Origin of the sequence: Afipia massiliensis (assembly GCF_001006325.2) — a bacterium.
Classification (GTDB): Bacteria; Pseudomonadota; Alphaproteobacteria; order Rhizobiales; family Xanthobacteraceae; genus Afipia; species Afipia massiliensis_A.
On record NZ_LBIA02000001.1, the window covers coordinates 1,697,506 to 1,720,850 of the forward strand.

Sequence of the window (23,345 nt, forward strand, 5' to 3'; positions counted from 1 at the left end):
CGGGCATGGACAGCGTCGCCATCGTCGCCATCGTCACCGGAGGCAGCCGCGGCATCGGCCGGGCTACGGCGCTCGCCGCTGCCTCGCGTGGCTACAAGGTTGTTGTCGGCTATGCCAGTAACAAGGCCGCTGCTGACGAGGTGGTTGCGAAGATTGAGGCCAGCAATGGCAAGGCCATCGCGGTGAAGTGCGATGTCGGCAATGAGGCCGATATTCTCGCGCTGTTCAAGCAGGCGGATGCTTTCGGCAAGCTCGGCGCCCTCGTAAACAATGCCGGCGTGGTCGACGCGACGGCCCGCGTCGATGAAATGTCGGCGGCGCGGCTCGCCCGCATGATGAACGTCAACATCGTCGGCAGCATTCTGTGCGCGCGCGAGGCGGTGAAGCGCATGTCCAGCAAGCACGGCGGAACCGGCGGCGTCATCGTCAATATTTCTTCCGTTGCGGCGACGTTGGGATCGCCCGCGCAGTATGTCGACTACGCCGCCTCGAAGGGCGCGATCGATACCTTCACGGTGGGGCTTGCGCGCGAAGTCAGCACCGAGGGCATTCGCGTCAACGGCATTCGTCCGGGTCTGATCGATACCGAAATTCACGCCAGCGGTGGGGAGCCCGATCGCGCGCACCGGCTGGCGCATATGGTTCCAATGAAGCGGGTCGGCACCGCGGATGAAATCGCCAACGCCGTCGTATGGCTGATGTCGGACGAAGCGTCATATGTCACCGGCACGATCGTCGATGTGTCGGGCGGCCGCTAACTTCCATTTCTCTGTGAGTACAGGATAATCCTCATGGCTTCTTACGATCTCATCGTTATCGGCACCGGCCCCGGCGGTTATGTCTGCGCGATCCGCGCGGCGCAGCTCGGCATGAAAGTTGCGGTGGTCGAGAAATGGCCGACCTTCGGCGGCACCTGCCTCAATGTCGGATGCATTCCGTCCAAGGCATTGCTGCAGGCATCGGAGCGGTACGAGGAAGTCACGCACATGCTGCCCAAGATGGGCATCGGCGTCGGCAAGCCGAAGCTCGATCTGCCGACCATGATGAAGTTCAAGACCGACGGCGTCGACGGCAACACCAAGGGTGTCGCCTTTCTGTTCAAGAAGAACAAGATCGAGCCTTATGAAGGCACCGGCCGCATCCTCTCGGCCGGCAAGGTCGAGGTGAAGGGCAATGACGGCAAGACCCAGGTTCTTGAAACCAAGAACATCGTGATCGCCACCGGCTCCGACGTGGCCAAGCTGAAGGGCGTCGAGATCGACGAAAAGCGCATCGTCTCTTCCGTAGGCGCGCTGACGCTCGACAAGGTGCCGGAGAAGATGCTGGTGATCGGCGCCGGCGTGATCGGCCTCGAACTCGGTTCGGTGTGGCGCCGTCTCGGCGCGCAGGTCATGGTCGTCGAATTCCTCGACCGGATTCTCCCCGGCATGGATGGCGAGGTCGCAAAGTCGTTCCAGCGTATTCAGGAAAAGCAGGGCGTCGAATTCAAGCTCGGCGCCAAGGTCACCGGCGTCGATACGTCCGGCAAGAAGCTGAAGGCCAGCATTGAGCCGGCTGCAGGCGGTACGGCTGAAACCATCGAAGCGGACGTGGTGCTGGTGGCGATCGGACGCGTTCCTTACACCGAAGAGCTCGGCCTCAAGGAAGCCGGGGTCGAACTCGATCAGCGCGGCCGCGTGCAGACCGATGGACACTTCCAGACCAACGTGAAGGGCATCTATGCCATCGGCGACGTGATCGCCGGACCGATGCTGGCGCACAAGGCGGAAGACGAGGGCATCGCCATCGCCGAGATCCTCGCGGGTCAGGCGGGTCACACCAACTACGATGTCATCCCCGGCGTGGTTTACACGTTCCCGGAAGTTGCTTCCGTCGGCAAGACCGAGGAAGAGCTGAAGCAGGCGGGCGTGGCTTACACCTCAGGCAAGTTTCCGTTCACCGCGAACGCACGCACCAAGGTCAATCAGACCACCGATGGCTTTGTAAAAATCCTCGCTGACGCGAAGACCGATCGCGTGCTGGGTGTTCACATCGTCGGTGCGGAAGCCGGCGAAATGATCCACGAAGCGGCGGTGCTGATGGAATTCGGCGGTTCCGCGGAAGATCTCGCGCGCACCTGCCACGCCCATCCGACCCGCTCGGAAGCGGTCAAGGAAGCCGCGCTTGCGGTCGGAAAGCGCGCAATTCACATGTAACGATTGGCCGGTGCATGCAGGCGTCGCGGTATTCGACTTAAGAACCGCGACCCGTCATTGCGAGGAGCAAAGCGACGAAGCAATCCAGTCTGCCCTATCGCTTCTGGATTGCTTCGCTTCGCTCGCAATGACAACGGGATGCAGGTTAGTGTCACCTGAGCCCGACGCGTCTCTCTACATCAGATGCACGGCGTGGGGGGCGAACAGTCCGATCGCCGTGAACGCCAGTCCTGTCACGGCCAGTGCGCCAGCCACCCACGCCAGCGCAATCATGCCGGTGATGATGGTCGCTGAAGCCAGCACGATGCCGATCTGGAAAGCGGCGGAGGCGACCTCGTAGTGGTGATAGCGCGCCATGGCGAGATCGCGGGCCTCCTCGGCCTTCTTGGCGCGCGCGGCCAGTTGCTCGGAGCCTTCGCCGGTTTCCGGTTCGGAACGATAGCGGGCCGCGGCCTTGTTCCAGTCATCGATCTGCTTGGCCAGTGTGGCCTTCTGCGCATCGTCACCCGACAGGCCAAGGCTGAGCTTTGCATGCTCGGCCACCGCCTGCACCGTCGTGCGCCGGATGCTCTTGGCCTGGAAGAAGGCCCACAGATTTGAGGCCTCGACGTTCTTGCTGATGGATTCGGTCTGGGCGCCCTTGCCGAGCGTCTCGGAGAACGCAAGAAACAGCGCGATCACCGCGATCAGCAATGCGATCCTTTTGTTGGAGCCGGATGCATGTTCAGCATGCTCCGCGTGCTCCATGCTCTCATGTGCGCCCATATTCAGTATCCCTCCCGGTCAAAATCGGATGCCACGATTGACCGAACTGCGGTTCGCGCGCAAGGGGCGTCCGAACGACTCGGTAGGGCAAATTTTGGCACGACAAATTTATGTCACGCCATCATCTAGGCTCTCGGATGGGCCGTCTTGTAAACGTCGAGCAGCCGGTCGGCATCGACACCGGTGTAGATCTGCGTGGTCGATAGCGACGAGTGGCCGAGTAGCTCCTGGATGGCGCGCAGGTCGCCGCCTCGTGTCAGCAGATGGGTGGCGAACGAATGACGCAGCGCATGCGGCGTCGCGCTGTCCGGCAAGCCAAGCGCACCGCGCAGCCGCTCCATCGTCAACTGGATGATGCGCGGTGAGAGCGGGCCGCCGCGCGCGCCGACAAAGATCGAGCCGTCCGCCGCGATGGTGTGCGGACACACCGCGACATAGTCCTGGATCAAGGCCAACACGTTCTGCAGCACTGGCACCATGCGGGTCTTGTTGCCTTTGCCGGTGACGACGATCACATCGCCTTTGCCGGGCAACGGCACGTCGCGCCGCTTGAGGCCGAGGGCTTCGGAAATGCGCAGGCCCGATCCGTAGAGCAGCGCCATCACCGCGGCGTCGCGCGCCCAGATCCACGGCTCGCGGTTCTCCCCCGCTCGAATGTCTGCATCGGTCATCTGCCGTGCGGAGGTCATCTGAATTGGTTTCGGCAGGCTCTTGCCGATTTTCGGGGCGCGGATCGCGGACAGCGCGCCGACCTTGCCCATGCCTTCGCGTTCCAGAAATCGCCCGAACGAACGCAATCCCGCCAGTGCGCGCATCAGGGAACGCCCGCCCACGTCATCGGCGCGCCTTGACGACATGAAGGCGCGCACGTCTGTGGCTTCGATGGCGGCAAATTGCTTCAAGGTGACGAGGCCGCCCCAATGCTCGCTCAGAAAGACGAGGCACTGGCGCAGGTCGCGCGCATAGGCCTCCAGCGTCTTGGGCGACAGCCGGCGCTCGGAGCGCAGGTGGGACAGCCACTGCGTGATCTCGGCCAGCAGGTCAGGTGCTGCGCAGGTCAGCGGCGCGGCCTCTGTCTCGGCCTTGGTTGCAGCGGCGGCTTTGGCCATCATATGTCTCGCGGGGCGCCTGCGCTTGACAGGAATCGGTTTATCGCACCCTTTTCAGGGAGCATGTTCCGGCAAAGTGGACACCGGTTTGCCGGAAGAACATGCTCCCAAATAGTAAACTGCGCGTATTCTGATCGCAAAACCGGTATCCACTTTTGCGGAATACGCGCTATCCTCCTTAATCCGGGCCCCTCTCACCATGGCAAGACGAGTCGTCGACGTTCTTGTCCCGGTGGCCCTGAACCAGACCTATTCCTATCGCGTTCCCGACGGCGTCGAACTGAAGCCGGGGGATGTGGTCAGTGTTCCGCTCGGGCCGCGCGACGTCACCGCCGTGGTCTGGGCCGACAATCCCAACCCCGATCCCCGGCTGCACAACCGCCTGAAAGACACCGGCGATAGACTCGACGTGCCGCCGCTGAAACCGGAGCTGCGCAGCTTCGTCGACTGGGTCGCCAACTACACGCTGTCCGCACGCGGCATGGTGCTGCGGATGACGCTGCGCATGGGCGAGCATCTTGGACCCGAGCGTGCGCGCATGGGGGTGCGGCTGGTCGGTACGCCGCCGCAGCGCATGACCAGCGCGCGGCGTCGCCTGATCGATATTCTGTCGGACGGGTTGCTGCACGCAAAGTCCGAGGCTGCAAAGGAAGCCGGCGTCAGCCCCGGCGTCATCGATGGGCTTGTCGACGAAGGCACGCTCGCCATCGAGCCGTTGCCGCGCGATCTCGCGCCGCCGTCACCCGATCCGTCGTTCTCGGTGCCGGACTTTTCGCCCGAGCAGCGGATCGCCGCCGACGCGATGAAAGACCTCGCCTCGAAGGATGAATTTCAGGTCGCGATGCTCGATGGTGTCACCGGCTCCGGAAAAACCGAAGTCTATTTCGAGGCGGTGGCCGAGAACATTCGCCGTGGCCGGCAGACCATGATCCTGATGCCGGAGATCGCGCTGACCGGACAGTTTCTCGACCGCTTTGCCGCGCGCTTCGGCGTGCGGCCGATCGAATGGCACTCGGAACTGACGCCGCGTACCCGCGCGCGCAACTGGGCCGCGGTCGCGGCCGGCGATGCGCCGGTGGTGGTCGGCGCACGTTCGGCGCTGTTTCTGCCTTACGCCAATCTCGGTCTCATCATCGTCGATGAAGAGCACGATCAGGCCTACAAGCAGGATGAGGGCGCGCATTATCATGCGCGCGACATGGCGGTGGTGCGCGGATCGATCGCGAAGATTCCGGTCGTGCTGTGTTCGGCAACGCCCTCGGTCGAGTCCGAAGTCAACGCACGCAAGGGGCGCTATCGCCGCGTCGCTCTGCCGTCGCGGTTCGGCGGCCAGCACATGCCGCAGATCGAGGCCATCGATCTGAAGCGCGAAGGCCCGCAGCGCGGCCGGTTCATTTCGCCGCGTCTCGCAGAAGAGATCAAGATCGCAATCGAGCGCAAGGAACAGGCGCTGCTGTTTCTCAATCGTCGCGGCTACGCGCCGCTGACTTTGTGCCGCGCTTGCGGTCATCGGTTCGCCTGCACCATCTGCGATGCGTGGCTGGTCGATCATCGCTTTCGTCAGCGCCTTGTTTGCCATCACTGCGGCTTCTCGATGCCGCGTCCGCATCAATGCCCGCATTGTGGGGCGGAGGAATCGCTGGCGGCCATCGGTCCCGGTGTCGAGCGCCTGCAGGAAGAAGCCGCAAACCTGTTTCCTGATGCGCGCACCATGGTGCTGTCGAGCGATCTGATCACCGATATCGAGACGATGCGGTCGGAACTGAACGAAATCGCCGAGGGCCGCGTCGACATCATCATCGGCACGCAACTGGTGGCGAAGGGGCATAACTTCCCGCGCCTCAATCTGGTCGGCGTGATCGATGCGGATCTGGGGCTGGGCAACGGCGATCCGCGCGCCGCCGAGCGCACATTTCAATTGCTCAACCAGGTGATCGGCCGCGCGGGGCGTGAGCAGGGCCGCGGCGTCGGCTACCTGCAGACCCATCAACCCGAGCATCCGGTGATGAAGGCGCTGGTCGCGTCGGATCGCGAAGCGTTTTACGCCAGCGAGATCGAAGCGCGCGAACGCGCACTGTATCCGCCGTTCGGGCGGCTGGCGTCGCTGATTATTTCAGCGGGCGATCGTCCTACCGCGGAAGGTTTTGCGCGCAAGCTTGCGGCCGCCGCGCCGCTCGACGAACGGGTTCAGGTGCTCGGTCCCGCGGAGGCGCCGCTCGCCGTCATCAAGGGCCGCTACCGGTTTCGCATTCTTGTGAAATCACTGCGCGGCATCGACTTGTCGGCCTATATGCGGGACTGGCTCGCGGCCGGCCCGAAGACCAAGGGCAATCTCAAGCTTGAGATCGATATCGATCCGCAGAGTTTTTTGTGAAACTCGTCATTGCGAGCGAAGCGAAGCAATCCAGAAGCAACAGGAATCTGGATTGCTTCGTCGCTACGCTCCTCGCAATGACGAGATTTGCTGGCAGCCCAATGAAAAAGGCCGGTGCAATTGGCACCGGCCTTTTCAACGCAACTTACGCAACGCAACTATACGCAACGCTTACTGAACTTCTGCAACCACGTGACCGACGCCGCGGCTGGTGAGGCCGACCGCGCGGGCAGCGCCCTTCGACAGATCGAGCACGCGACCCTTGATGAACGGGCCGCGGTCATTGACGGTGACGACGACGCTGCGGCTGCCGTGGGTGACCTTGAGACGCGTCCCGAACGGCAGGGTCCGGTGGGCGGCGGTCATGGCCTCCTGATTGAAGCGCTGGCCCGAGGCGGTCTTGCTGCCCGACTCGTTGCCGTAGAATGAGGCCTTACCGGAAAAGCTGCGGCCGGAGCCGACAGAGGCATTGGCGTCGCGCCAGGATTTGCGCTGGCCGGCTTCGCTCGCGGTAGCGCCAAGCGCCAAAATTCCGACTGCAACCAACGCGATCGAGGTATTCCGATTCGCAGCGGGTCGCCCCGGCACGCGCTTAATAGCGGCGATCATATAGTTGTCCCTCACAATTGGTATATCCATCCAACGGCTGGCTAAATCGAGCCAGCGTCTACGTAGCGGGACGGTTCATCCAATAATGAGGCATAAGCGCGGCGAGCGATTTGTTCCAAAGTCGCTGAAATTTTTTGAAAGCAATAGAAACTAGCCAAAGTTTCTTGCGGAATATTTTGGTGAAAGAGATTATGAGCCATATTATACATATCTATACTTAATAGTTTTCATAAGTATAGATTTCGTCTAGTAAAAACGAAGCTGCCAAATTCGTTACTGGAATGCGATTATTGCAATGCTGCATGCGTAAGGCGGGCAGCTCTTCGCCCAATTTTGGCGATTCTTCAGCCGAATCGCGGGGTTGAGGGCGCCTGTGGCCGAATCGGGCTGCGCTGGCGAATGTGCCAACCGGTTCCTCAACATGAGCCGTAGTTTCGGTGGCGTAGAAGGCAAGGTGGTTTTCGCCGGAGCGGGCATGAGGATTGGCGGCAGGTTGCGGCCCTGCTGCCGCTCTCCGCTTGCGAAGTTATTTCGACCAAGCTCCTGCAAGACGTGCTGCTCAAACTACGCGATGCGCGCATGCGACAAACCGGCGCCGCCAAAAACGCGTTCGCAATCGTCGTCATGTTGCACCTGCGCGCGCCCTATGTTAGCAAAACCGCGATTTTAGGCTGCTGGGCATGTCGCTCCGGCCAGAAATCGAAGTCCCGCTTGAATTCCAAGGGCTTGGATCGCTTGGTGTCGCACTGACACCAGACTGCAGCGATGAACTTACCCTTGGGCATTCGACAGCTTAGAAGAGATATTTGTGGCAGCTGAAGATCCCTCAGTATCTGGCGTGTCTGGCCGTTATGCGACGGCGCTTTTCGAACTGGCGCGCGACCAGAAATCCGTCGACGCCGTCAAGGCGGACCTCGACAAGTTCTCCGCCCTGCTGGCCGACAGCCCGGACCTCCTGAGGCTGGTGCGCAGCCCGGTGTTCACCGCCGATGCGCAGGCCAAGGCGCTCGACGCCGTGCTGGCAAGGGCCGGCATCAGCGGTATCGCCGCGAATTTCCTCAAGGTCCTGACCGCCAATCGCCGGCTGTTTGCCGTGGCTGATGTCATCAGGGCGTTCCGCGCGCTGGTCGCCAAGTTCAAGGGCGAGGCCACCGCAGAAGTCACCGTCGCTGAACCCCTCAGCGATACCAATCTCGACGCTCTCAAGGCCGCACTGAAATCAGTGTCGGGCAAGGACGTCGATCTCAACGTGAAGATCGATCCGTCGATCATCGGCGGGCTTGTCGTCAAGCTCGGCAGCCGCATGGTCGACAGCTCGCTTCGCACCAAACTCAATTCGATCAAGCACGCGATGAAAGAGGCAGGCTGATGGACATCCGCGCCGCGGAAATTTCCGCAATCCTCAAGGACCAGATCAAGAATTTCGGCCAGGAAGCCGAAGTCTCTGAAGTCGGTCAGGTTCTCTCGGTCGGCGACGGCATTGCCCGCGTCTATGGTCTGGACAACGTCCAGGCCGGCGAAATGGTCGAGTTCGAGAACGGTACGCGCGGCATGGCGCTCAACCTTGAAAGCGACAACGTCGGCATCGTTATTTTCGGCGCCGACCGCGAGATCAAGGAAGGCCAGACCGTCAAGCGCACCCGCGCCATCGTGGACACACCGGTCGGCAAGGGACTTCTGGGCCGCGTCGTTGACGCGCTCGGCAATCCGATCGACGGCAAGGGCCCGATCCAGGCGACCGAACGCAAGCGCGTCGACGTCAAGGCGCCCGGCATCATTCCTCGCAAGTCGGTGCATGAGCCGATGGCAACCGGCCTCAAGGCGATCGACGCCCTGATCCCCGTCGGCCGTGGCCAGCGCGAGCTGATCATCGGCGACCGTCAGACCGGCAAGACCGCGATCGCGCTCGACACCATTCTGAACCAGAAGCCGCTCAACGCCGCCGGCGCGCCGGAAGGCCAGAAGCTGTATTGCGTCTACGTCGCGATCGGCCAGAAGCGTTCGACCGTCGCGCAGTTCGTGAAGGTTCTCGAAGAGCAGGGCGCGTTGGAATACTCCATCGTCGTCGCCGCAACCGCTTCCGATCCTGCTCCGATGCAGTATCTCGCGCCGTTCACCGGCTGCACCATGGGCGAGTACTTCCGTGACAACGGCATGCACGCCGTCATCATCTATGACGACTTGTCCAAGCAGGCCGTCGCCTATCGCCAGATGTCGCTGCTGCTGCGCCGTCCGCCGGGCCGCGAAGCTTATCCTGGCGACGTGTTCTATCTGCATTCGCGCCTGCTCGAACGCGCTGCGAAGCTCAACGACGATCAGGGCAACGGTTCGCTGACCGCTCTCCCGGTCATCGAAACCCAGGCCAACGACGTGTCGGCCTACATTCCGACCAACGTGATTTCAATCACCGACGGCCAGATCTTCCTCGAAACCGATCTGTTCTTCCAGGGCATCCGTCCTGCGGTGAACGTCGGTCTGTCCGTGTCGCGCGTCGGATCGTCGGCGCAGACCAAGGCGATGAAGAAGGTCGCCGGCAAGATCAAGGGCGAGCTCGCGCAGTACCGCGAAATGGCGGCGTTCGCGCAGTTCGGCTCCGACCTCGATGCCTCGACCCAGCGCCTTCTCGCGCGTGGTTCGCGCCTGACCGAACTCCTGAAGCAGCCGCAGTTCTCGCCGCTGAAGATGGAAGAGCAGGTCGTGGTGATTTACGCCGGCGTCAACGGCTACCTCGACGGCATTCCGGTCAACAAGGTCCGCGCCTTCGAGGACGGCCTGCTGTCGCTGCTGCGCGGCAAGCATGTCGACATCCTCAACGCCATCCGCGACTCGCGTGATCTGTCGGACGACGTTGCCGGCAAGCTCAAGGGCGTGGTCGAAGGCTACACCAAGACGTTCGCTTAAAGATCGTCGCCGCGCCGATTTGCGCGCGCGGCGAAACTGGGGTTGCGATCCGGCGTGAGGCTGGATCGTCAGGGTGAGATAAAGAATGGCGTCTCTTAAGGACATGCGTGTCCGCATCGCCTCGACCAAGGCGACGCAGAAGATCACCAAGGCCATGCAGATGGTTGCGGCGTCGAAGTTGCGCCGTGCCCAGACCGCGGCCGAAGCGGCGCGTCCCTATGCCGAGCGCATGGACGCTGTGATCAGCAACATCGCGGGTGCTGCGGCCGGATCCGGCAACGCGCCGGCATTGCTTGCCGGCACCGGCAACGACAAGGTTCACCTGCTGCTGGTGTGCACCGGCGAGCGCGGCCTGTCGGGCGCCTTCAACTCCTCCATCGTGCGCCTGGCGCGCGAGCGGGCCCTGTCGCTGATGAGCCAGGGCAAAGAGGTCAAGTTCTTCTGCGTCGGACGCAAGGGTTACGAGCAGCTTCGCCGCCAGTTCGACAAGCAGATCGTCGGCAACGTCGAACTGCGCTCGGTGAAGGTGCTCGGCTTCAGGAATGCCGAAGACGTCGCCAAGCAGATCGTCGCGATGTTCGAGGCGGGCGACTTCGACGTCTGCACGCTGTTCTACTCGCGCTTCAAGTCGGTGATCGCGCAGATCCCGACCGCCCAGCAGATCATTCCGCTCGTGCTCGAAGAAAAAGAAGCCACGAACGGCGCGACCGCGGTTTACGATTACGAACCGGCTGAAGACGAAATTCTCTCGAGCCTGCTGCCGCGCAACCTCGCGGTGCAGATTTTCCGTGCGCTGCTCGAAAACAACGCGTCGTTCTACGGCGCGCAGATGAGCGCCATGGACAACGCGACCCGCAACGCCGGCGACATGATCCGCAAGCAGACGCTGATCTACAACCGCACCCGCCAGGCGATGATTACCAAGGAACTGATCGAAATCATCTCCGGCGCCGAGGCCATCTAGGCCAACCGCCGCATAGACCGAGTTTTAAGGAGACTATCCCATGGCATCACCCGCCAACCAGACCGGACGCATTGCACAGGTTATCGGCGCCGTCGTCGACGTGAAGTTCGACGGCTATCTGCCGGCCATTCTCAACGCGATCGAAACCACCAATCAGGGCAATCGCCTTGTGTTGGAAGTCGCGCAGCACCTCGGTGAATCCACCGTGCGCGCCATCGCGATGGACACCACCGAAGGTTTGGTGCGCGGTCAGGAAGTGAAGGACACCGGCGCGCCGATCACGGTGCCGGTCGGTGCCGGAACGCTCGGCCGCATCATGAACGTCATCGGCGAGCCGGTGGACGAGCAGGGTCCGGTGAAAGCCGAAACCACCCGCGCAATCCATCAGGAAGCGCCGCTCTACACCGATCAGTCGACCGAGGCTGAAATTCTCGTCACCGGCATCAAGGTCGTCGATCTGCTCGCGCCTTACGCCAAGGGCGGCAAGATTGGCCTGTTCGGCGGCGCCGGCGTCGGCAAGACCGTGCTGATTCAGGAGCTGATCAACAACGTCGCGAAGGCGCACGGCGGTTACTCGGTGTTCGCAGGCGTCGGCGAGCGAACCCGCGAAGGCAACGACCTCTATCACGAGTTCATCGAATCCGGCGTCAACAAGAAGGGCGGCGGCGAAGGCTCGAAGTGCGCTCTCGTGTACGGCCAGATGAACGAGCCTCCGGGCGCGCGCGCCCGCGTCGGCCTCACCGGTCTGACCGTCGCAGAACATTTCCGCGATCAGGGCCAGGACGTGCTGTTCTTCGTCGACAACATCTTCCGCTTCACTCAGGCTGGTTCGGAAGTGTCCGCTCTGCTCGGCCGTATTCCGAGCGCCGTGGGCTATCAGCCGACGCTCGCGACCGACATGGGCGCGCTGCAGGAGCGCATCACCACCACGCACAAGGGTTCGATCACCTCGGTGCAGGCCATTTACGTTCCGGCCGACGACTTGACCGATCCGGCGCCGGCCACCTCGTTCGCCCACTTGGACGCGACGACCGTGTTGAACCGCGCGATTTCGGAAAAGGGCATCTATCCCGCGGTGGATCCGCTGGATTCGACCTCGCGCATGCTTTCGCCGCTGATCGTCGGCGAGGAGCATTACCTCACCGCGCGCATGGTTCAGCAGGTGCTGCAGAAGTACAAGTCGCTTCAGGACATCATCGCCATTCTCGGCATGGACGAACTGTCGGAAGAGGACAAGATCGCCGTGGCACGCGCCCGCAAGATCGAGCGCTTCCTGTCGCAGCCGTTCTTCGTCGCTGAAATCTTCACCGGTTCGCCGGGCAAGTTCGTCGACCTCGCCGATACCATCAAGGGCTTCAAGGGCCTTTGCGAAGGCAAGTACGATCACCTGCCGGAAGCGGCCTTCTACATGGTCGGCACGATCGAAGAAGCCGTCGAGAAGGGCAAGAAGCTCGCAGCAGAAGCGGCGTAATCACGATGGCCACCTTTCACTTCGATCTCGTATCACCTGAAAGAATCGCCTTCTCGGGCGAAGTCGAGCAGGTCGATATTCCCGGCGTCGAGGGTGACCTCGGCGTGATGGCTGGCCATGCGCCGCTGGTGGCGAGCATTCGCCCCGGCATCATGACCGTGACCGTCGGCGGCAAGCACGAGAAGATCATCGTGCTCGGCGGCCTTGCGGAAATCTCCGAGAAGGGTTTGACGGTTCTTGCCGATACCGCAACGTCGGTGGCGGAACTCGACGCAGCTGCCTTCGCCGACAAGATCGCTCAGATGGAAGAGGATCTGAAGGAAAAGGAAGGTTCGGTCCTCGATCAGGCGATCGAGCGGCTCGATCACTTCAAGACCATCCAGCGGCAGATCGTCAATTCAACAGCGATGCATTGAGCGTTGTTACATCGAAGTCAAAAAGCCCTGCACTGCAGGGCTTTTTTGCATTCTGGACTTATTATTTCCCGGCGAACCTGGTGAATTCCTTGACCACGCGCTCATAGACCGGCCGCTTGAACGGCACGATCAGCTCGGGAAGATTCTTCATCGGCTCCCAGCGCCAGTCGATGAACTCCGGCTTGTGGCCGGCCGGTGAAGCGACGTTGATCTCGCTATCCTTGCCGGTGAACCGGAGCGCGTACCACTTCTGCTTCTGTCCGCGAAACCGGCCCTTCCAGGCGCGGCCGGCGACGGTGCGCGGAATATCGTAGGTCAGCCATTCCGGCACTTCGCCCAGCTTCTCCACCGAGCGGGCGTTGGTCTCCTCATAGAGTTCACGCTTGGCGGCGGCCCATGTGTCTTCGCCGCTATCGACGCCGCCCTGCGGCATCTGCCAGACATGGGTTTGATCGACATGCTCCGGACCGCTGGCGCGGCGGCCGATGAACACGAGTCCGTCCGGATTGATCAGCATGATGCCGACGCAGGTCCGGTAGGGCAGATCGTCGTAACGCGCCATCCTGCTTAAGCCTTTGATCCAGCCGTCCAAGCGCGCCAGCCGCACTCTATTCGTTCGTTCACGCGAGAGCGCCGGAACACCCGGTTCCGGCTTTGCCGATCACGCCTAGCTTGATTTTGGTTTCAGCATCGCCGTTGTCAACGGCACCAGCGCGATGCCGCGGGCCTCGAGTTGCTTTGCCCAGGTTCCGATCCGCTCGATCGAAATCGGCAAGGCGGATGCGATGCCGACGGCCGATCCGCGTTCCTTCGCCAGTGTTTCCAGCCGCGTCAGCGCCCGGTCGATTTCGGCCGGTGTCGGCACGGTGTCGATGCTGACATCGGCTTTCGCAAACGGCATCGCCTGTCCTTCCGCGATCACGCCCGCAACGCTGCGCGGCGCGCTGCCGTCGTCGAGCCATGCGAGACCGCGCCGGGCCGCTTCCTTGACGAGCGGCTGCATCGCCGCGTCGGTCGCGACGAAGCGCGATCCCATGAAATTGGCAATGCCGACATAGCCCTGAAAGCGACTCATATGCCAGGCGAAGCGGTCAGCGTTCTGCTCGGCGGACAATGTGGTGAGCAGCGTCTGCGGTCCGGGATCGTTATCCGGATAGTCGAATGGCTCCATCGGAACCTGCAGCAGCACTTCGTGCTTTTGCGCGCGGGCGCGCTCGACCAGTTTGCCGGGGTCCGAACCGTAAGGCGTGAAGGCGAGCGTCACGGCGCCCGGGAGCTTGGTGATGGCGTCAGCGGTTTTCGCGGCGCCAACGCCGAGGCCGGTAACAACGATGGCGATCGTCGGCTTCTTGGCCGCGCTGGCGCGTTCGGCATCGCTGCCGGCGGCATAGACGCGAAAGGACTTCAATCCATCGGCGGTGACGGGGATCATGCCGTAGCGTGACGGCTCGAGCAGCTTTGGATTGACGCCGGCCATCACTGCGGTCTGGGTATCGGTCTTCGCCGCGGCGTCGGATCCGGCGCCGACCATCACGTCCTGTCGTGCGCCGCTGGAACCATCGATGATGGTCACTGTCTGACGGCCGGTGGCGGGCTCCTTCGCGGCAGCGGTAGCCTCCTTGGGCATTGCAGGCGCAGGGCCGGCAGATTTCGCTGCGCCCTCGCCGGGCAGCGTGGCGGGATCGTAGGACACCCGCGCCAATGGCTCGCCGCCCATCGGGTTATGGTTGAAAATTGCAAAGCCGAGGAAGGTCGTCAGAAACAGGCCGCACAGCCCCGCGATCGCCTGTGGCGCGCTAAACGGAAGCCTGTATTGCCGCTTGCGCGGCCGATCTTGTCCGAGCGGTGCGCTCAGATCGTCGGTTGTCACTGCGCTCAACCCCCGCGAATCAATCCGCGAATCCTACCACGGCCCCGGCAGGGCGGGACGTCAAGGCTTGGGTTCCAAGCGCCCAAGGCGGCCAAAGCCGCAACGAAAAAGGGCGGCCCGGAAGCCGCCCTTGATCAGATAAAGGAACTTGTCTGCGGTGTTAGTTCGCAGCCTTGTTCGAGGCCTTGTCGGTCGGCGCCGGAGCCGACGTGGTCTGCTTGATGCCATGGAGGAGATCGGCGGCCATCTTGAGCGCCTTGTCGTTCTTGGCATCCGGCGGAACATAGGACTGCGATCCGGTTTCTTCCTGGCCCTCGGCCTTGAGATGACCGCGCAGCGAGGCTTCACCCTTGGTGTCGGTCTTCGACTTGAGTTCGTCGGGGACATCCTGCAGGACTTCGATATCCGGAATGATGCCCTTGGCCTGGATCGACTTGCCCGACGGCGTGAAGTAACGCGCCGTGGTCAGCCGCAGCGCGCCGTTGCCCGAGCCGAGCGGGATGATGGTCTGCACCGATCCCTTGCCGAACGAGCGGCTGCCGAGCAGCGTCGCCCGCTTGTGATCCTGCAACGCGCCGGCGACGATTTCCGACGCCGATGCCGAGCCGCCGTTGATCAGCACGATCACCGGCTTGCCCTTGGCGAGGTCGCCGGGCTTGGCGGTGCGGCGCTGGGTTTCCTCGGCGTTGCGACCACGGGTCGAAACGATCTCGCCGCGATCCAGGAATGCGTCGGAGACCGACACGGCCTCTTCAAGCAAGCCGCCCGGATTGTTGCGCATGTCGAGGATGTAGCCCTTGATCTTGTCCGGACCGATCTGCGTGGTCAGGTTCGCCATCTCGCGCTTCAGGCCTTCGGTGGTCTGCTCGTTGAAGGTGGTGATGCGGATATAGGCGATGTCGTCGCTTTCGACGCGGGCGCGCACCGAGCGGACGCGGATGTTGTCGCGCACCAGCGTAACTTCGATCGGCTTGTCCTGGCCCTTGCGAATGATCTTGAGCTTGATCTTGGTGTTGACCGGGCCGCGCATTTTCTCGACGGCCTGATTCAGGGTGAGACCCTGCACCGCTTCATCGTCGAGATAGGAAATGATGTCGTTGGCCATGATGCCGGCCTTGGAGGCGGGCGTCTCGTCGATGGGCGACACAACCTTGATGAGGCCGTCTTCCATCGTGACCTCGATGCCGAGGCCGCCGAATTCGCCGCGCGTTTGCACCTGCATGTCGCGGAAGCTCTTCGCATCCATGTAGCTGGAGTGCGGATCGAGACCGGTGAGCATGCCGCTGATCGCGGTCTCGACCAGTTTGCTGTCGTCCGGCTTCTCGACGTAATCGCTGCGAACGCGTTCGAACACATCGCCGAACAGGTTGAGCTGGCGGTAGGTGTCAGACGACGCAGCGCGCGCCGTCGATCCGACCAACGCCGAGCGGGGCTGGGTGAGGAAGAGAGTGGCCGCCGCGCCTGCTGCGACGCTGAGGAGAACCAGGGAAGTCTTGCGCATCATCCGCGAACCTTTTGGCCTTCACTTGCGGCCCACCATGGACCAGAATCGATTGGAGTGCCGTCCTTACGGAACTCGATATAGAGCACAGGCTGGCTAGACGTTGCCGCCAGAATTGACGCGACCTGAGACGTGGTGCCCATGGTCGCGACCGGTTCTCCTGTCAGAACAAACTGCCCGATCGTGACCGAAATACGTTCCATCCCGGCGATCAGGACATGATACCCGCCGCCCGCATTGAGGATCAAGAGTTGTCCGTAGCTCCGGAACGGACCTGAGTAAACAACCCAACCATCACAAGGCGTTGTGACCTGCGCTCCGGGCCGGGTGGCGATGGAAATGCCCTTTTCCTGGCTTCCGGCCCCGTCGGAACCGCCAAAACTGCGGATCCGGGTGCCGTTAACCGGGATTGGCAAAAGCCCCTTGGCGGAACCGAAGGCGATCGCCGGGCTCAATCGCGCCGGGTCCTTCAAGGCGCCCAGATTGGGTTTGCCGTTCAGCGATGCCGGCGTGCCCTTCAGTTCGGCCGCAGCCGCAGCCTTCGCGGCTGCCTTCACGTCCTGCTCCATCTTGGCGATCAGGTCCTGAAGATTCTCGGTCTGCTTCGACAGCGCGATGGCGCGCTGCCGCTCCGCTTCCATGTCCTTCTCGGTGTCGGTCTGCTTTTTCTGCCGCTCCTGCACCAGTGCGGCGAGTCGTGTGCGATCTTCATTGAGCTTGTCGCGGTCGACCGCCAGCCGGTCGCGCTCTTCCGCGATATTCTTGCGCAGGCTCACCAGTTCGCCGAGGTCACTGGCGAGCTTGGCGGCGCGGGTCCGCATTTCCGGAACGACAGCGCCGAGCAGCATTGCGGTGCGCAGCGATTGCAAGGCGTCTTCAGGCCTCACGAACAGCGCAGGCGGCGCGCGGCGTCCGGCGCGCTGCAAGGCCGCGAGCACCTCGGAGATTTCGTCCCGGCGCGATTCGAGCGCGGCGCGAATCTGAAGCTCCCGCGCATCGAGCGGGCGCAGCCGGCCTTCGGTGTCGGCCATCTTGCCTTCAACGTCGCGCACCTGCCCGGCGATGCCGATCAGTTGCTGGTTGAGCTTGGTACGGTCCTGGCCGATGGCGGCGAGATCGGCTTTCAGCTTCTGCTCGAGTTCGGCAGTCTTCTTCTGTTGCTCACGGGCGGCTTCGAGTTCCTGCGTGCGCTGCTTGATCGTTTCAGCATCCGGCGCAGCGGCCTGCTTGACGGCGGTTTGTGCGCGGGCCGGCGCAATCCCGCCCGCGACATGAAGCGCTGATATCACCAGAGACAGCGGCAGCGCTGTGCCGCGCGCCAGTCTGCGTGCCGTCAGCAGAGTTGTGTTGCCTGTCGCGTCGGTCACGGGCAGTTCGATCTTTCGCGATCCTGGGGTGATCATGATCTCGGGATCATGTCTTACGCGCGATGGTACGGGTGGCCGGATAAGATCGTCGCGGCCCGGTAAATCTGTTCCAGCAGCATGACGCGCACCATCTGATGCGGCCAGGTCGCTTTGCCAAACGCAACGCTGATTTTCACCTTGCGCCGCAATTCTGGCGAAAGTCCGTCCGCGCCGCCGATTAAAAAAACAGCGGTTGGAACCGATTCGTCACGCCAGCGGCCAAGATGCCGCGCGAATGCGGCGCTGTCGATGGTTTCGCCGCGCTCGTCGAGCGCGATGATGGACGATTTGTCAGGAATCAGCGCCGAGATCGCGGCGGCTTCGTCAGCCATCCGCGCGGCCACATCGCGCGCGCGGCTTTCGGGAATTTCGTGAATCTCAAGGCCGCGAAAGCCAAGCTTGCGGCCAATGTCGTCGAACCGCTCTCGGTAACGGTCGGCAAGCTCCCGTTCCGGGCCTTGCTTCAGGCGGCCAATGGCGATGACAACGATGCGCATGGCGCGCAAACTAACATGCGCGCAAGCACATGAATACGCGCCAGCTCACCGCGTCTTAGCGTGCCTTTGCCGCCGGCTTGTCCGAGGTCCACATCTTTTCGAGATTGTAGAACTCACGGACTTCCGGCCTGAACACATGAACGATCACATCGCCGGAATCGATCAGCACCCAGTCGCAGTTGGGCAATCCCTCGACGTGAGGGGCTGCAATTCCGCTTTCCTTGAGACCTTTCGCGACGTTCTCCGCGATCGCGCCGACGTGGCGGTTGGCCCGCCCCGAGGTCACGATCATGTAGTCGGTGATGGAGGATTTGCCGCGGAGGTCGATGGTGACCGTTTCTTCCGCCTTCATATCGTCAAGGCGGGAGAGGATCAGGTTCAGCGTTTCGTCGGCATCAGGTCGCGCCTTGAGGGCGGGAACGAGGTCGACGGACGCAGGCATCGCTTTGGCACGAGGCTTTGAAGCAGTGGCCTTGGACGAAGCAGCCTTGGACAATACAGATGTGGTCAGGGACCATTCCTTTCACTGTATCGCGAGCGCCGAATCCTGGCGCCCACGTTCATCATACGCATGTGGGGTTAACTGTTTCAATCTTCCAGATGCCGCCGCGATGATTTGGGGCGCGCTGTTGCCGGAAAACGTCATCGTGGATTGGCGTCCTTCCAGCTTCCGTCCGGGTTCCTCAGTCGGGTCGACGACAGACTGGATTTCAGTCCGGTAAGGAACGTCCAGGCCGGTGCACGTCGGCTCGCCAGTGTTCCCGCAGCGCGCTCGTCGATGCGATAGGGCATCAGCGTCTGTGCGGCGGTGGAGGATAAGGCGCGGAAGCTGTCGGGCGGTCGGTCGACCACGGCGATCGGAACCATGCTGGCGATGTGCTGCCAGTTCTCCCAGCGGTTGAACTGCGCGAGATTGTCAGCGCCCATGATCCATACAAAGCGTACGCCGGAGCAGCGGCGCCGCAGATACGAAATCGTATCCGCAGTGTAGCGGGTGCCAATGACGGTTTCGAGACAACTGACGTCGATGCGCGGATGATGCGCGACCTTCTCGGCTGCGATCATGCGTTCGCGCAGGGCGTGCAGCGAACCGTTGTTCTTGAGGGGATTGCCGGGCGACACCAGCCACCAGATGCGGTCGAGCCGCAATCGCTTCAGCGCAAACAGGCTGATGGCGCGGTGGGCTTCGTGGGGCGGGTTGAACGATCCGCCGAGCAAGCCGATGCGCATGCCGTCGGCATGGGTCGGGATCGCGCGAGGCAGATGAACGGAGTCGCTCACGGGCGCGCAATTCACGGACGTGTCTGTCCGGTGCCGCGAACGCGATACTTGAAGCTGGTCAACTGCTCGGCGCCGACCGGGCCGCGGGCGTGGAATTTGCCGGTGGCGATTCCGATTTCCGCGCCGAAGCCGAACTCGCCGCCGTCGGCGAACTGCGTCGAGGCGTTATGCAGCACGATGGCGGAATCCACTTCGTTGAGAAATTTCTCGGCGATCGCCGCGTCCTCGGTGACGATGGCGTCGGTGTGATGCGAGCCGTAGCGCGCGATATGCGCCAACGCGTCGTCCACGCCATTCACCAGTTTTGCGGAAATGATGGCGTCTTCGTATTCTGTGGCCCAGTCCTCGTCGGTGACAGGCTTCACGCGTGGATCGGCGCGCTGAATATCGTCACCGCCGCGCACTTCGCAACCGGCATCGAGCAGCATCATCACCAGCGGCTTGAGTTGCGTCTCCGCAGCCGCCTTGTCGATCAGCAGCGTTTCGGCCGCGCCGCAGACTCCGGGTCGTCGCATCTTGGCGTTGAGAACAATCGTTTTTGCCATGTCGAGCGAAGCTGCCTTATCGACATAGACGTGATTGACGCCTTCGAGATGCGCGAACACCGGCACGCGCGCTTCATCCTGTACGCGGGCGACGAGATTCTTGCCGCCGCGCGGCACGATGACATCGATCGCGCCGTTCAAGCCGCCGAGCATCAGGCCGACCGCCGCGCGGTCGCGGGTCGGTACCAGCGCAATCGACTCTTCGGGGAGCCCTGCCTTGCGCAAGCCTTCGACAAGGCATTGATGGATCGCGCGGCACGAGCGGAAACTGTCCGAGCCGCCGCGCAGGATCACGGCGTTGCCGGATTTGAGGCACAGCGCACCGGCGTCGGCCGCAACGTTGGGACGGCTTTCGAAGATCACGCCGACGACGCCGAGCGGCACGCGCACGCGCTCGATGGTCATGCCGTTGGGGCGCGTCCAGCTTTCGGTGACGATGCCGACGGGATCCTTGATGGCGCGGACCACGTCGATGCCGTCGGCCATCGCATTGATGCGCGACTCAGTGAGCGCGAGCCGATCCACGAAGGCGCTGCTCGACCCGTTGGCCTTTGCTTCGGCGACATCCTCGGCATTGGCGGCCAGTATTTCTTTTGCGCTGGCGCGAATCGAGGCCGCCATGGCGGCCAGTGCCGCGTCCTTCTGTTCGCCCGAGGCAAGCGCCAGCACGCGCGCGGCGCGGCGCGCACCGGCGCCGAGATCGGTCATCAGCGCGGTCAGGTCGGGTGTGCCGTCGAGAGCTTTAAGCGGAGCAGACATATCGGTCTATGTGGGGTTGGATGCTTGTAAGGCCATGCCCTAGCACAGAAATCCGGCCCCGGCGAGGCGCCGGGAACATGGCTGCCCGGCGGGTAGGCCAGTGGCCGATAGGATCGGCCGCTAGGTCATTGGCCGCGCTGTCATTCCGGGACGCGCTCTTGGCGCGGACCTGGAATCCAGCAGATGACTAAAACGATAGAGATTCCGGATCAGCCCGCTGCGCGGTCCGTCCGGAATGACGTATGCGACCCGCTATTTGGCGCTGTCGGTGCCGCGTGGTCCGCCGACCACGAGGTCGTCGCGATGGATCATTTCCGCGCGCCCGGTGATACCGAGAATTTGCGCCGCATCCGAAGACGAGCGGCCCTTGATCTGCTCGGCGTGGTCCGCGTCATAGGCCACAAGGCCGCGGCCGATCTCGTGGGTGTCGGGCCCGCGCACCACCACGGCGTCACCGCGTGCGAATTGCCCGTCGACCCGGATCACGCCCGCCGGCAGCAGGCTCTTGCCGGCGCGCAGGGCCGCGACCGCCCCCGCGTCGATGGTGAGGGTGCCTTTCGGCTCGAGCGATCCGGCGATCCAGCGCTTGCGCGCGGTGACGGGATTGGCCGGCGTCAGAAACCAGGTGCAGGGGCCGCCATCGGCGATGGCCTGCAACGGGTGTTCGATCTTTCCGGACGCGATCAGCATGTGCGTGCCGGCGCTGGTCGCGATCTTCGCAGCTTCGATCTTGGTACGCATGCCGCCGCGCGACAATTCGGATTCGGCGGCACCTGCCATCGCCTCGATGTCAGCGGTGACGGATTCGACGACGGGAATGAGTTTCGCATTCGGATTGGCCGACGGCGGCGCAGTGTAGAGCCCGTCGATGTCCGACAGCAAAATAAGCAGGTCCGCGCTGGTCATGGTGGCGACGCGCGCAGCAAGCCGGTCGTTGTCGCCGTACCGGATTTCGTTGGTGGCGACGGTGTCGTTCTCGTTGATCACCGGCACCGCGCGCCATTCGAGAAGCTTGGTGATGGTCGAGCGGGCGTTGAGATAACGCCGCCGCTCTTCGGTGTCCTGCAGCGTGACCAGAATTTGTCCGGCGCCGATGCCGTAATGGCCGAGCACGCCGGACCAGATGCGCGCCAGTTCGATCTGGCCGACGGCGGCCGCCGCCTGGCTTTCCTCAAGCTTGAGCAGGCCGGCCGGCAGTTTCAGGCGGCTTCGCCCGAGCGCGATCGATCCGGATGAGACGACGAGCACATCCTTGCCCGCCTGATGCAACTTGGCGATATCGGCGGCGAGTGCGGCGAGCCAGGTCGTGCGGACTTCACCGGCGGCCGCGTCGATCAGCAGCGACGATCCAACCTTGACGACGATACGACGGAAATTCTTGAGCTTGGGGTTCAACATCGGAAATCAGCGTGTGGTGGGCATAAGTTGAATTGCGAGCAGCGTGTCAGCGGCCGAGCGGGGTCCAGCCCGATGGCTCCGGCTCTGCTTCCGGCGCGCTTTCGTTCGCTCGTTTGGCTTTGGTGGACACCGGCGCTTCGCCGATCACGGCCAGCAATGCCCGCAGCGCTTCCGGCACGCCCTCGCGCGATACGCCGGAGATCAAGAGCGGAGTCTTTTTCGCAGCCCGCTTAAGGCGCGCCTTCTGATCCTTGAGATGTTCGGGCGACACGGCGTCGATCTTGTTGAGAGCGACGATCTCGATCTTGTCGGCGAGGTTGCCGTCATAGGCTTCCAGTTCGCCGCGCACGGTCTTGTAGGCCTTGCCGGCATGCTCGCTCGTTGCATCGACCAGATGCAGCAAGACCCGACAACGCTCGACGTGTCCAAGAAATCTGTCGCCGAGACCCGCGCCTTCATGCGCGCCCTCGATCAGTCCGGGAATATCGGCCAGCACGAATTCGCGCCCGTCGATGCCGACGACGCCGAGCTGCGGATGCAGGGTCGTGAAAGGATAGTCCGCGATCTTCGGCTTCGCCGCGCTGACCACCGAGAGGAACGTGGACTTGCCGGCGTTCGGCAATCCCACAAGACCCGCGTCGGCGATCAGTTTCAGCCGCAGCCAGATCCAGCGTTCCTCGCCCGGCAATCCCGGGTTGGCGTTGCGCGGCGCGCGATTGGTCGAGGTCTTGAAATGGGCGTTGCCGAAGCCGCCATTGCCGCCTTGCGCCAGGACGAATTTCTCGCCGACCTCGGTGAAGTCGTGGATCAGCGTCTCGCGATCTTCGTCGAAAATCTGCGTGCCCAGCGGCACCTTCATCACGATGTGCTTGCCGTTGGCGCCATGGCGATCCGACCCCATGCCGTTCACGCCCTTCGGCGCCTTGAAGTGCTGCTGGTAGCGATAGTCGATCAGGGTGTTGAGGCCGTCGGCGACCTCGACGATGACGTCGCCGCCCCGGCCGCCATTGCCGCCTGACGGGCCGCCGAACTCGATGAACTTCTCGCGGCGAAATGCCACGCAGCCGTTGCCGCCGTCGCCGGAGCGGATGTAGACCTTGGCTTCGTCGAGAAATTTCATCGGTTTTCCGTTACGCCGCGATCGGCAAAAGCCCGGCTTTTCGGGTCCGATCGCGCTTGTGTGTATGCGCCAATGTATGCGCCATGGGTGCCTGAGCGGCAACCCATTCATGCATGATATGGCTACAAAGGCTGCATTTGTAACGGTTGCCGAACCGCTATCCG

Annotated in this window: 21 protein-coding genes; 8 read left to right on the top strand and 13 right to left on the bottom strand. The window is 62.8% G+C overall.

Annotation, left to right across the window (positions count from 1 at the left end):
- Positions 1-5: 5 nt before the first annotated feature.
- Positions 6-758: an SDR family oxidoreductase gene (locus YH63_RS08075; RefSeq protein WP_046828051.1), complete on the top strand. Its 753-nt coding sequence runs from the start codon at positions 6-8 to the stop codon at positions 756-758.
- Positions 759-791: 33 nt separating this feature from the next.
- On the top strand, positions 792-2,195 hold the full coding sequence (gene lpdA, locus YH63_RS08080) for a dihydrolipoyl dehydrogenase (RefSeq protein WP_046828050.1): 1,404 nt from the start codon (positions 792-794) through the stop codon (positions 2,193-2,195).
- A 174-nt stretch (positions 2,196-2,369) separates the two neighbouring features.
- On the opposite strand, the gene YH63_RS08085 is transcribed toward lpdA, so the two are convergent.
- On the bottom strand, positions 2,370-2,960 hold the full coding sequence (locus YH63_RS08085; protein ID WP_137325148.1) for a DUF4337 domain-containing protein: 591 nt from the start codon (positions 2,958-2,960) through the stop codon (positions 2,370-2,372).
- A gap of 125 nt (positions 2,961-3,085) precedes the next feature.
- Positions 3,086-4,072 carry a tyrosine recombinase XerC gene (locus tag YH63_RS08090; RefSeq protein WP_046828048.1) on the bottom strand — a complete coding sequence of 329 codons (987 nt, stop codon included), beginning with the start codon at positions 4,070-4,072 and terminating at the stop codon, positions 3,086-3,088.
- A 196-nt stretch (positions 4,073-4,268) separates the two neighbouring features.
- Between YH63_RS08090 and YH63_RS08095 the strand changes: the two genes are divergently transcribed.
- Complete coding sequence (locus YH63_RS08095; protein WP_046828047.1) at positions 4,269-6,443, top strand: primosomal protein N'; 2,175 nt, start codon at positions 4,269-4,271, stop codon at positions 6,441-6,443.
- A gap of 171 nt (positions 6,444-6,614) precedes the next feature.
- On the opposite strand, the gene YH63_RS08100 is transcribed toward YH63_RS08095, so the two are convergent.
- Positions 6,615-7,052, bottom strand: a complete 438-nt coding sequence (locus YH63_RS08100) for a septal ring lytic transglycosylase RlpA family protein (protein WP_046828046.1) — start codon at positions 7,050-7,052, stop codon at positions 6,615-6,617.
- Positions 7,053-7,860: 808 nt separating this feature from the next.
- Between YH63_RS08100 and YH63_RS08105 the strand changes: the two genes are divergently transcribed.
- The 5 genes from YH63_RS08105 to YH63_RS08125 all read left to right on the top strand — a co-directional run bounded on the left by YH63_RS08105 (position 7,861) and on the right by YH63_RS08125 (position 12,804).
- Positions 7,861-8,421 (top strand): F0F1 ATP synthase subunit delta, encoded by a 561-nt coding sequence (locus YH63_RS08105; protein ID WP_046828045.1) that lies wholly within the window; start codon positions 7,861-7,863, stop codon positions 8,419-8,421.
- Entirely contained in the window at positions 8,421-9,953 is a 1,533-nt protein-coding gene (gene atpA / locus YH63_RS08110; protein ID WP_046828044.1) for a F0F1 ATP synthase subunit alpha, read from the top strand. The genes YH63_RS08105 and atpA overlap by 1 nt, the downstream gene beginning before the upstream one ends.
- 85 nt (positions 9,954-10,038) lie before the next feature.
- A complete protein-coding gene (locus tag YH63_RS08115; RefSeq protein WP_046828043.1) occupies positions 10,039-10,917 on the top strand; it encodes a F0F1 ATP synthase subunit gamma in 879 nt (292 codons plus the stop codon).
- Between the two features lie 40 nt (positions 10,918-10,957).
- Positions 10,958-12,388: a F0F1 ATP synthase subunit beta gene (gene atpD, locus YH63_RS08120; RefSeq protein WP_046828042.1), complete on the top strand. Its 1,431-nt coding sequence runs from the start codon at positions 10,958-10,960 to the stop codon at positions 12,386-12,388.
- 5 nt (positions 12,389-12,393) lie between these two features.
- Positions 12,394-12,804, top strand: a complete 411-nt coding sequence (locus tag YH63_RS08125) for a F0F1 ATP synthase subunit epsilon (RefSeq protein WP_046828041.1) — start codon at positions 12,394-12,396, stop codon at positions 12,802-12,804.
- A gap of 61 nt (positions 12,805-12,865) precedes the next feature.
- Here YH63_RS08125 and YH63_RS08130 read toward each other — a convergent pair whose 3' ends face one another.
- The 10 genes from YH63_RS08130 to obgE form a co-directional block, all read right to left on the bottom strand.
- A complete protein-coding gene (locus YH63_RS08130; protein WP_046828040.1) occupies positions 12,866-13,366 on the bottom strand; it encodes an RNA pyrophosphohydrolase in 501 nt (166 codons plus the stop codon).
- Positions 13,367-13,471: 105 nt separating this feature from the next.
- Positions 13,472-14,683 carry a divergent polysaccharide deacetylase family protein gene (locus YH63_RS08135; RefSeq protein WP_083992605.1) on the bottom strand — a complete coding sequence of 404 codons (1,212 nt, stop codon included), beginning with the start codon at positions 14,681-14,683 and terminating at the stop codon, positions 13,472-13,474.
- A 151-nt stretch (positions 14,684-14,834) separates the two neighbouring features.
- Positions 14,835-16,178, bottom strand: a complete 1,344-nt coding sequence (locus YH63_RS08140) for a S41 family peptidase (RefSeq protein WP_046828038.1) — start codon at positions 16,176-16,178, stop codon at positions 14,835-14,837.
- Complete coding sequence (locus tag YH63_RS08145) at positions 16,175-17,578, bottom strand: murein hydrolase activator EnvC family protein (protein ID WP_046828037.1); 1,404 nt, start codon at positions 17,576-17,578, stop codon at positions 16,175-16,177. Before YH63_RS08145 ends, YH63_RS08140 begins: the two co-directional genes overlap by 4 nt.
- A 17-nt stretch (positions 17,579-17,595) precedes the next feature.
- A complete protein-coding gene (gene rlmH, locus YH63_RS08150; RefSeq protein WP_046828036.1) occupies positions 17,596-18,078 on the bottom strand; it encodes a 23S rRNA (pseudouridine(1915)-N(3))-methyltransferase RlmH in 483 nt (160 codons plus the stop codon).
- Positions 18,079-18,133: 55 nt separating this feature from the next.
- A complete protein-coding gene (gene rsfS / locus YH63_RS08155) occupies positions 18,134-18,520 on the bottom strand; it encodes a ribosome silencing factor (protein WP_046829671.1) in 387 nt (128 codons plus the stop codon).
- Positions 18,521-18,720: 200 nt separating this feature from the next.
- Positions 18,721-19,359: a nicotinate-nucleotide adenylyltransferase gene (locus tag YH63_RS08160; RefSeq protein WP_046829670.1), complete on the bottom strand. Its 639-nt coding sequence runs from the start codon at positions 19,357-19,359 to the stop codon at positions 18,721-18,723.
- 11 nt (positions 19,360-19,370) lie between these two features.
- Positions 19,371-20,663 (bottom strand): glutamate-5-semialdehyde dehydrogenase, encoded by a 1,293-nt coding sequence (locus tag YH63_RS08165; RefSeq protein ID WP_046828035.1) that lies wholly within the window; start codon positions 20,661-20,663, stop codon positions 19,371-19,373.
- Between the two features lie 252 nt (positions 20,664-20,915).
- The gene (proB, locus tag YH63_RS08170; protein ID WP_046828034.1) at positions 20,916-22,061 is read right to left on the bottom strand and encodes a glutamate 5-kinase; all 1,146 of its coding nucleotides are present in this window, start codon (positions 22,059-22,061) and stop codon (positions 20,916-20,918) included.
- 46 nt (positions 22,062-22,107) lie between these two features.
- Positions 22,108-23,181 (bottom strand): GTPase ObgE, encoded by a 1,074-nt coding sequence (gene obgE, locus YH63_RS08175; protein WP_046828033.1) that lies wholly within the window; start codon positions 23,179-23,181, stop codon positions 22,108-22,110.
- Positions 23,182-23,345 lie beyond the last annotated feature (164 nt).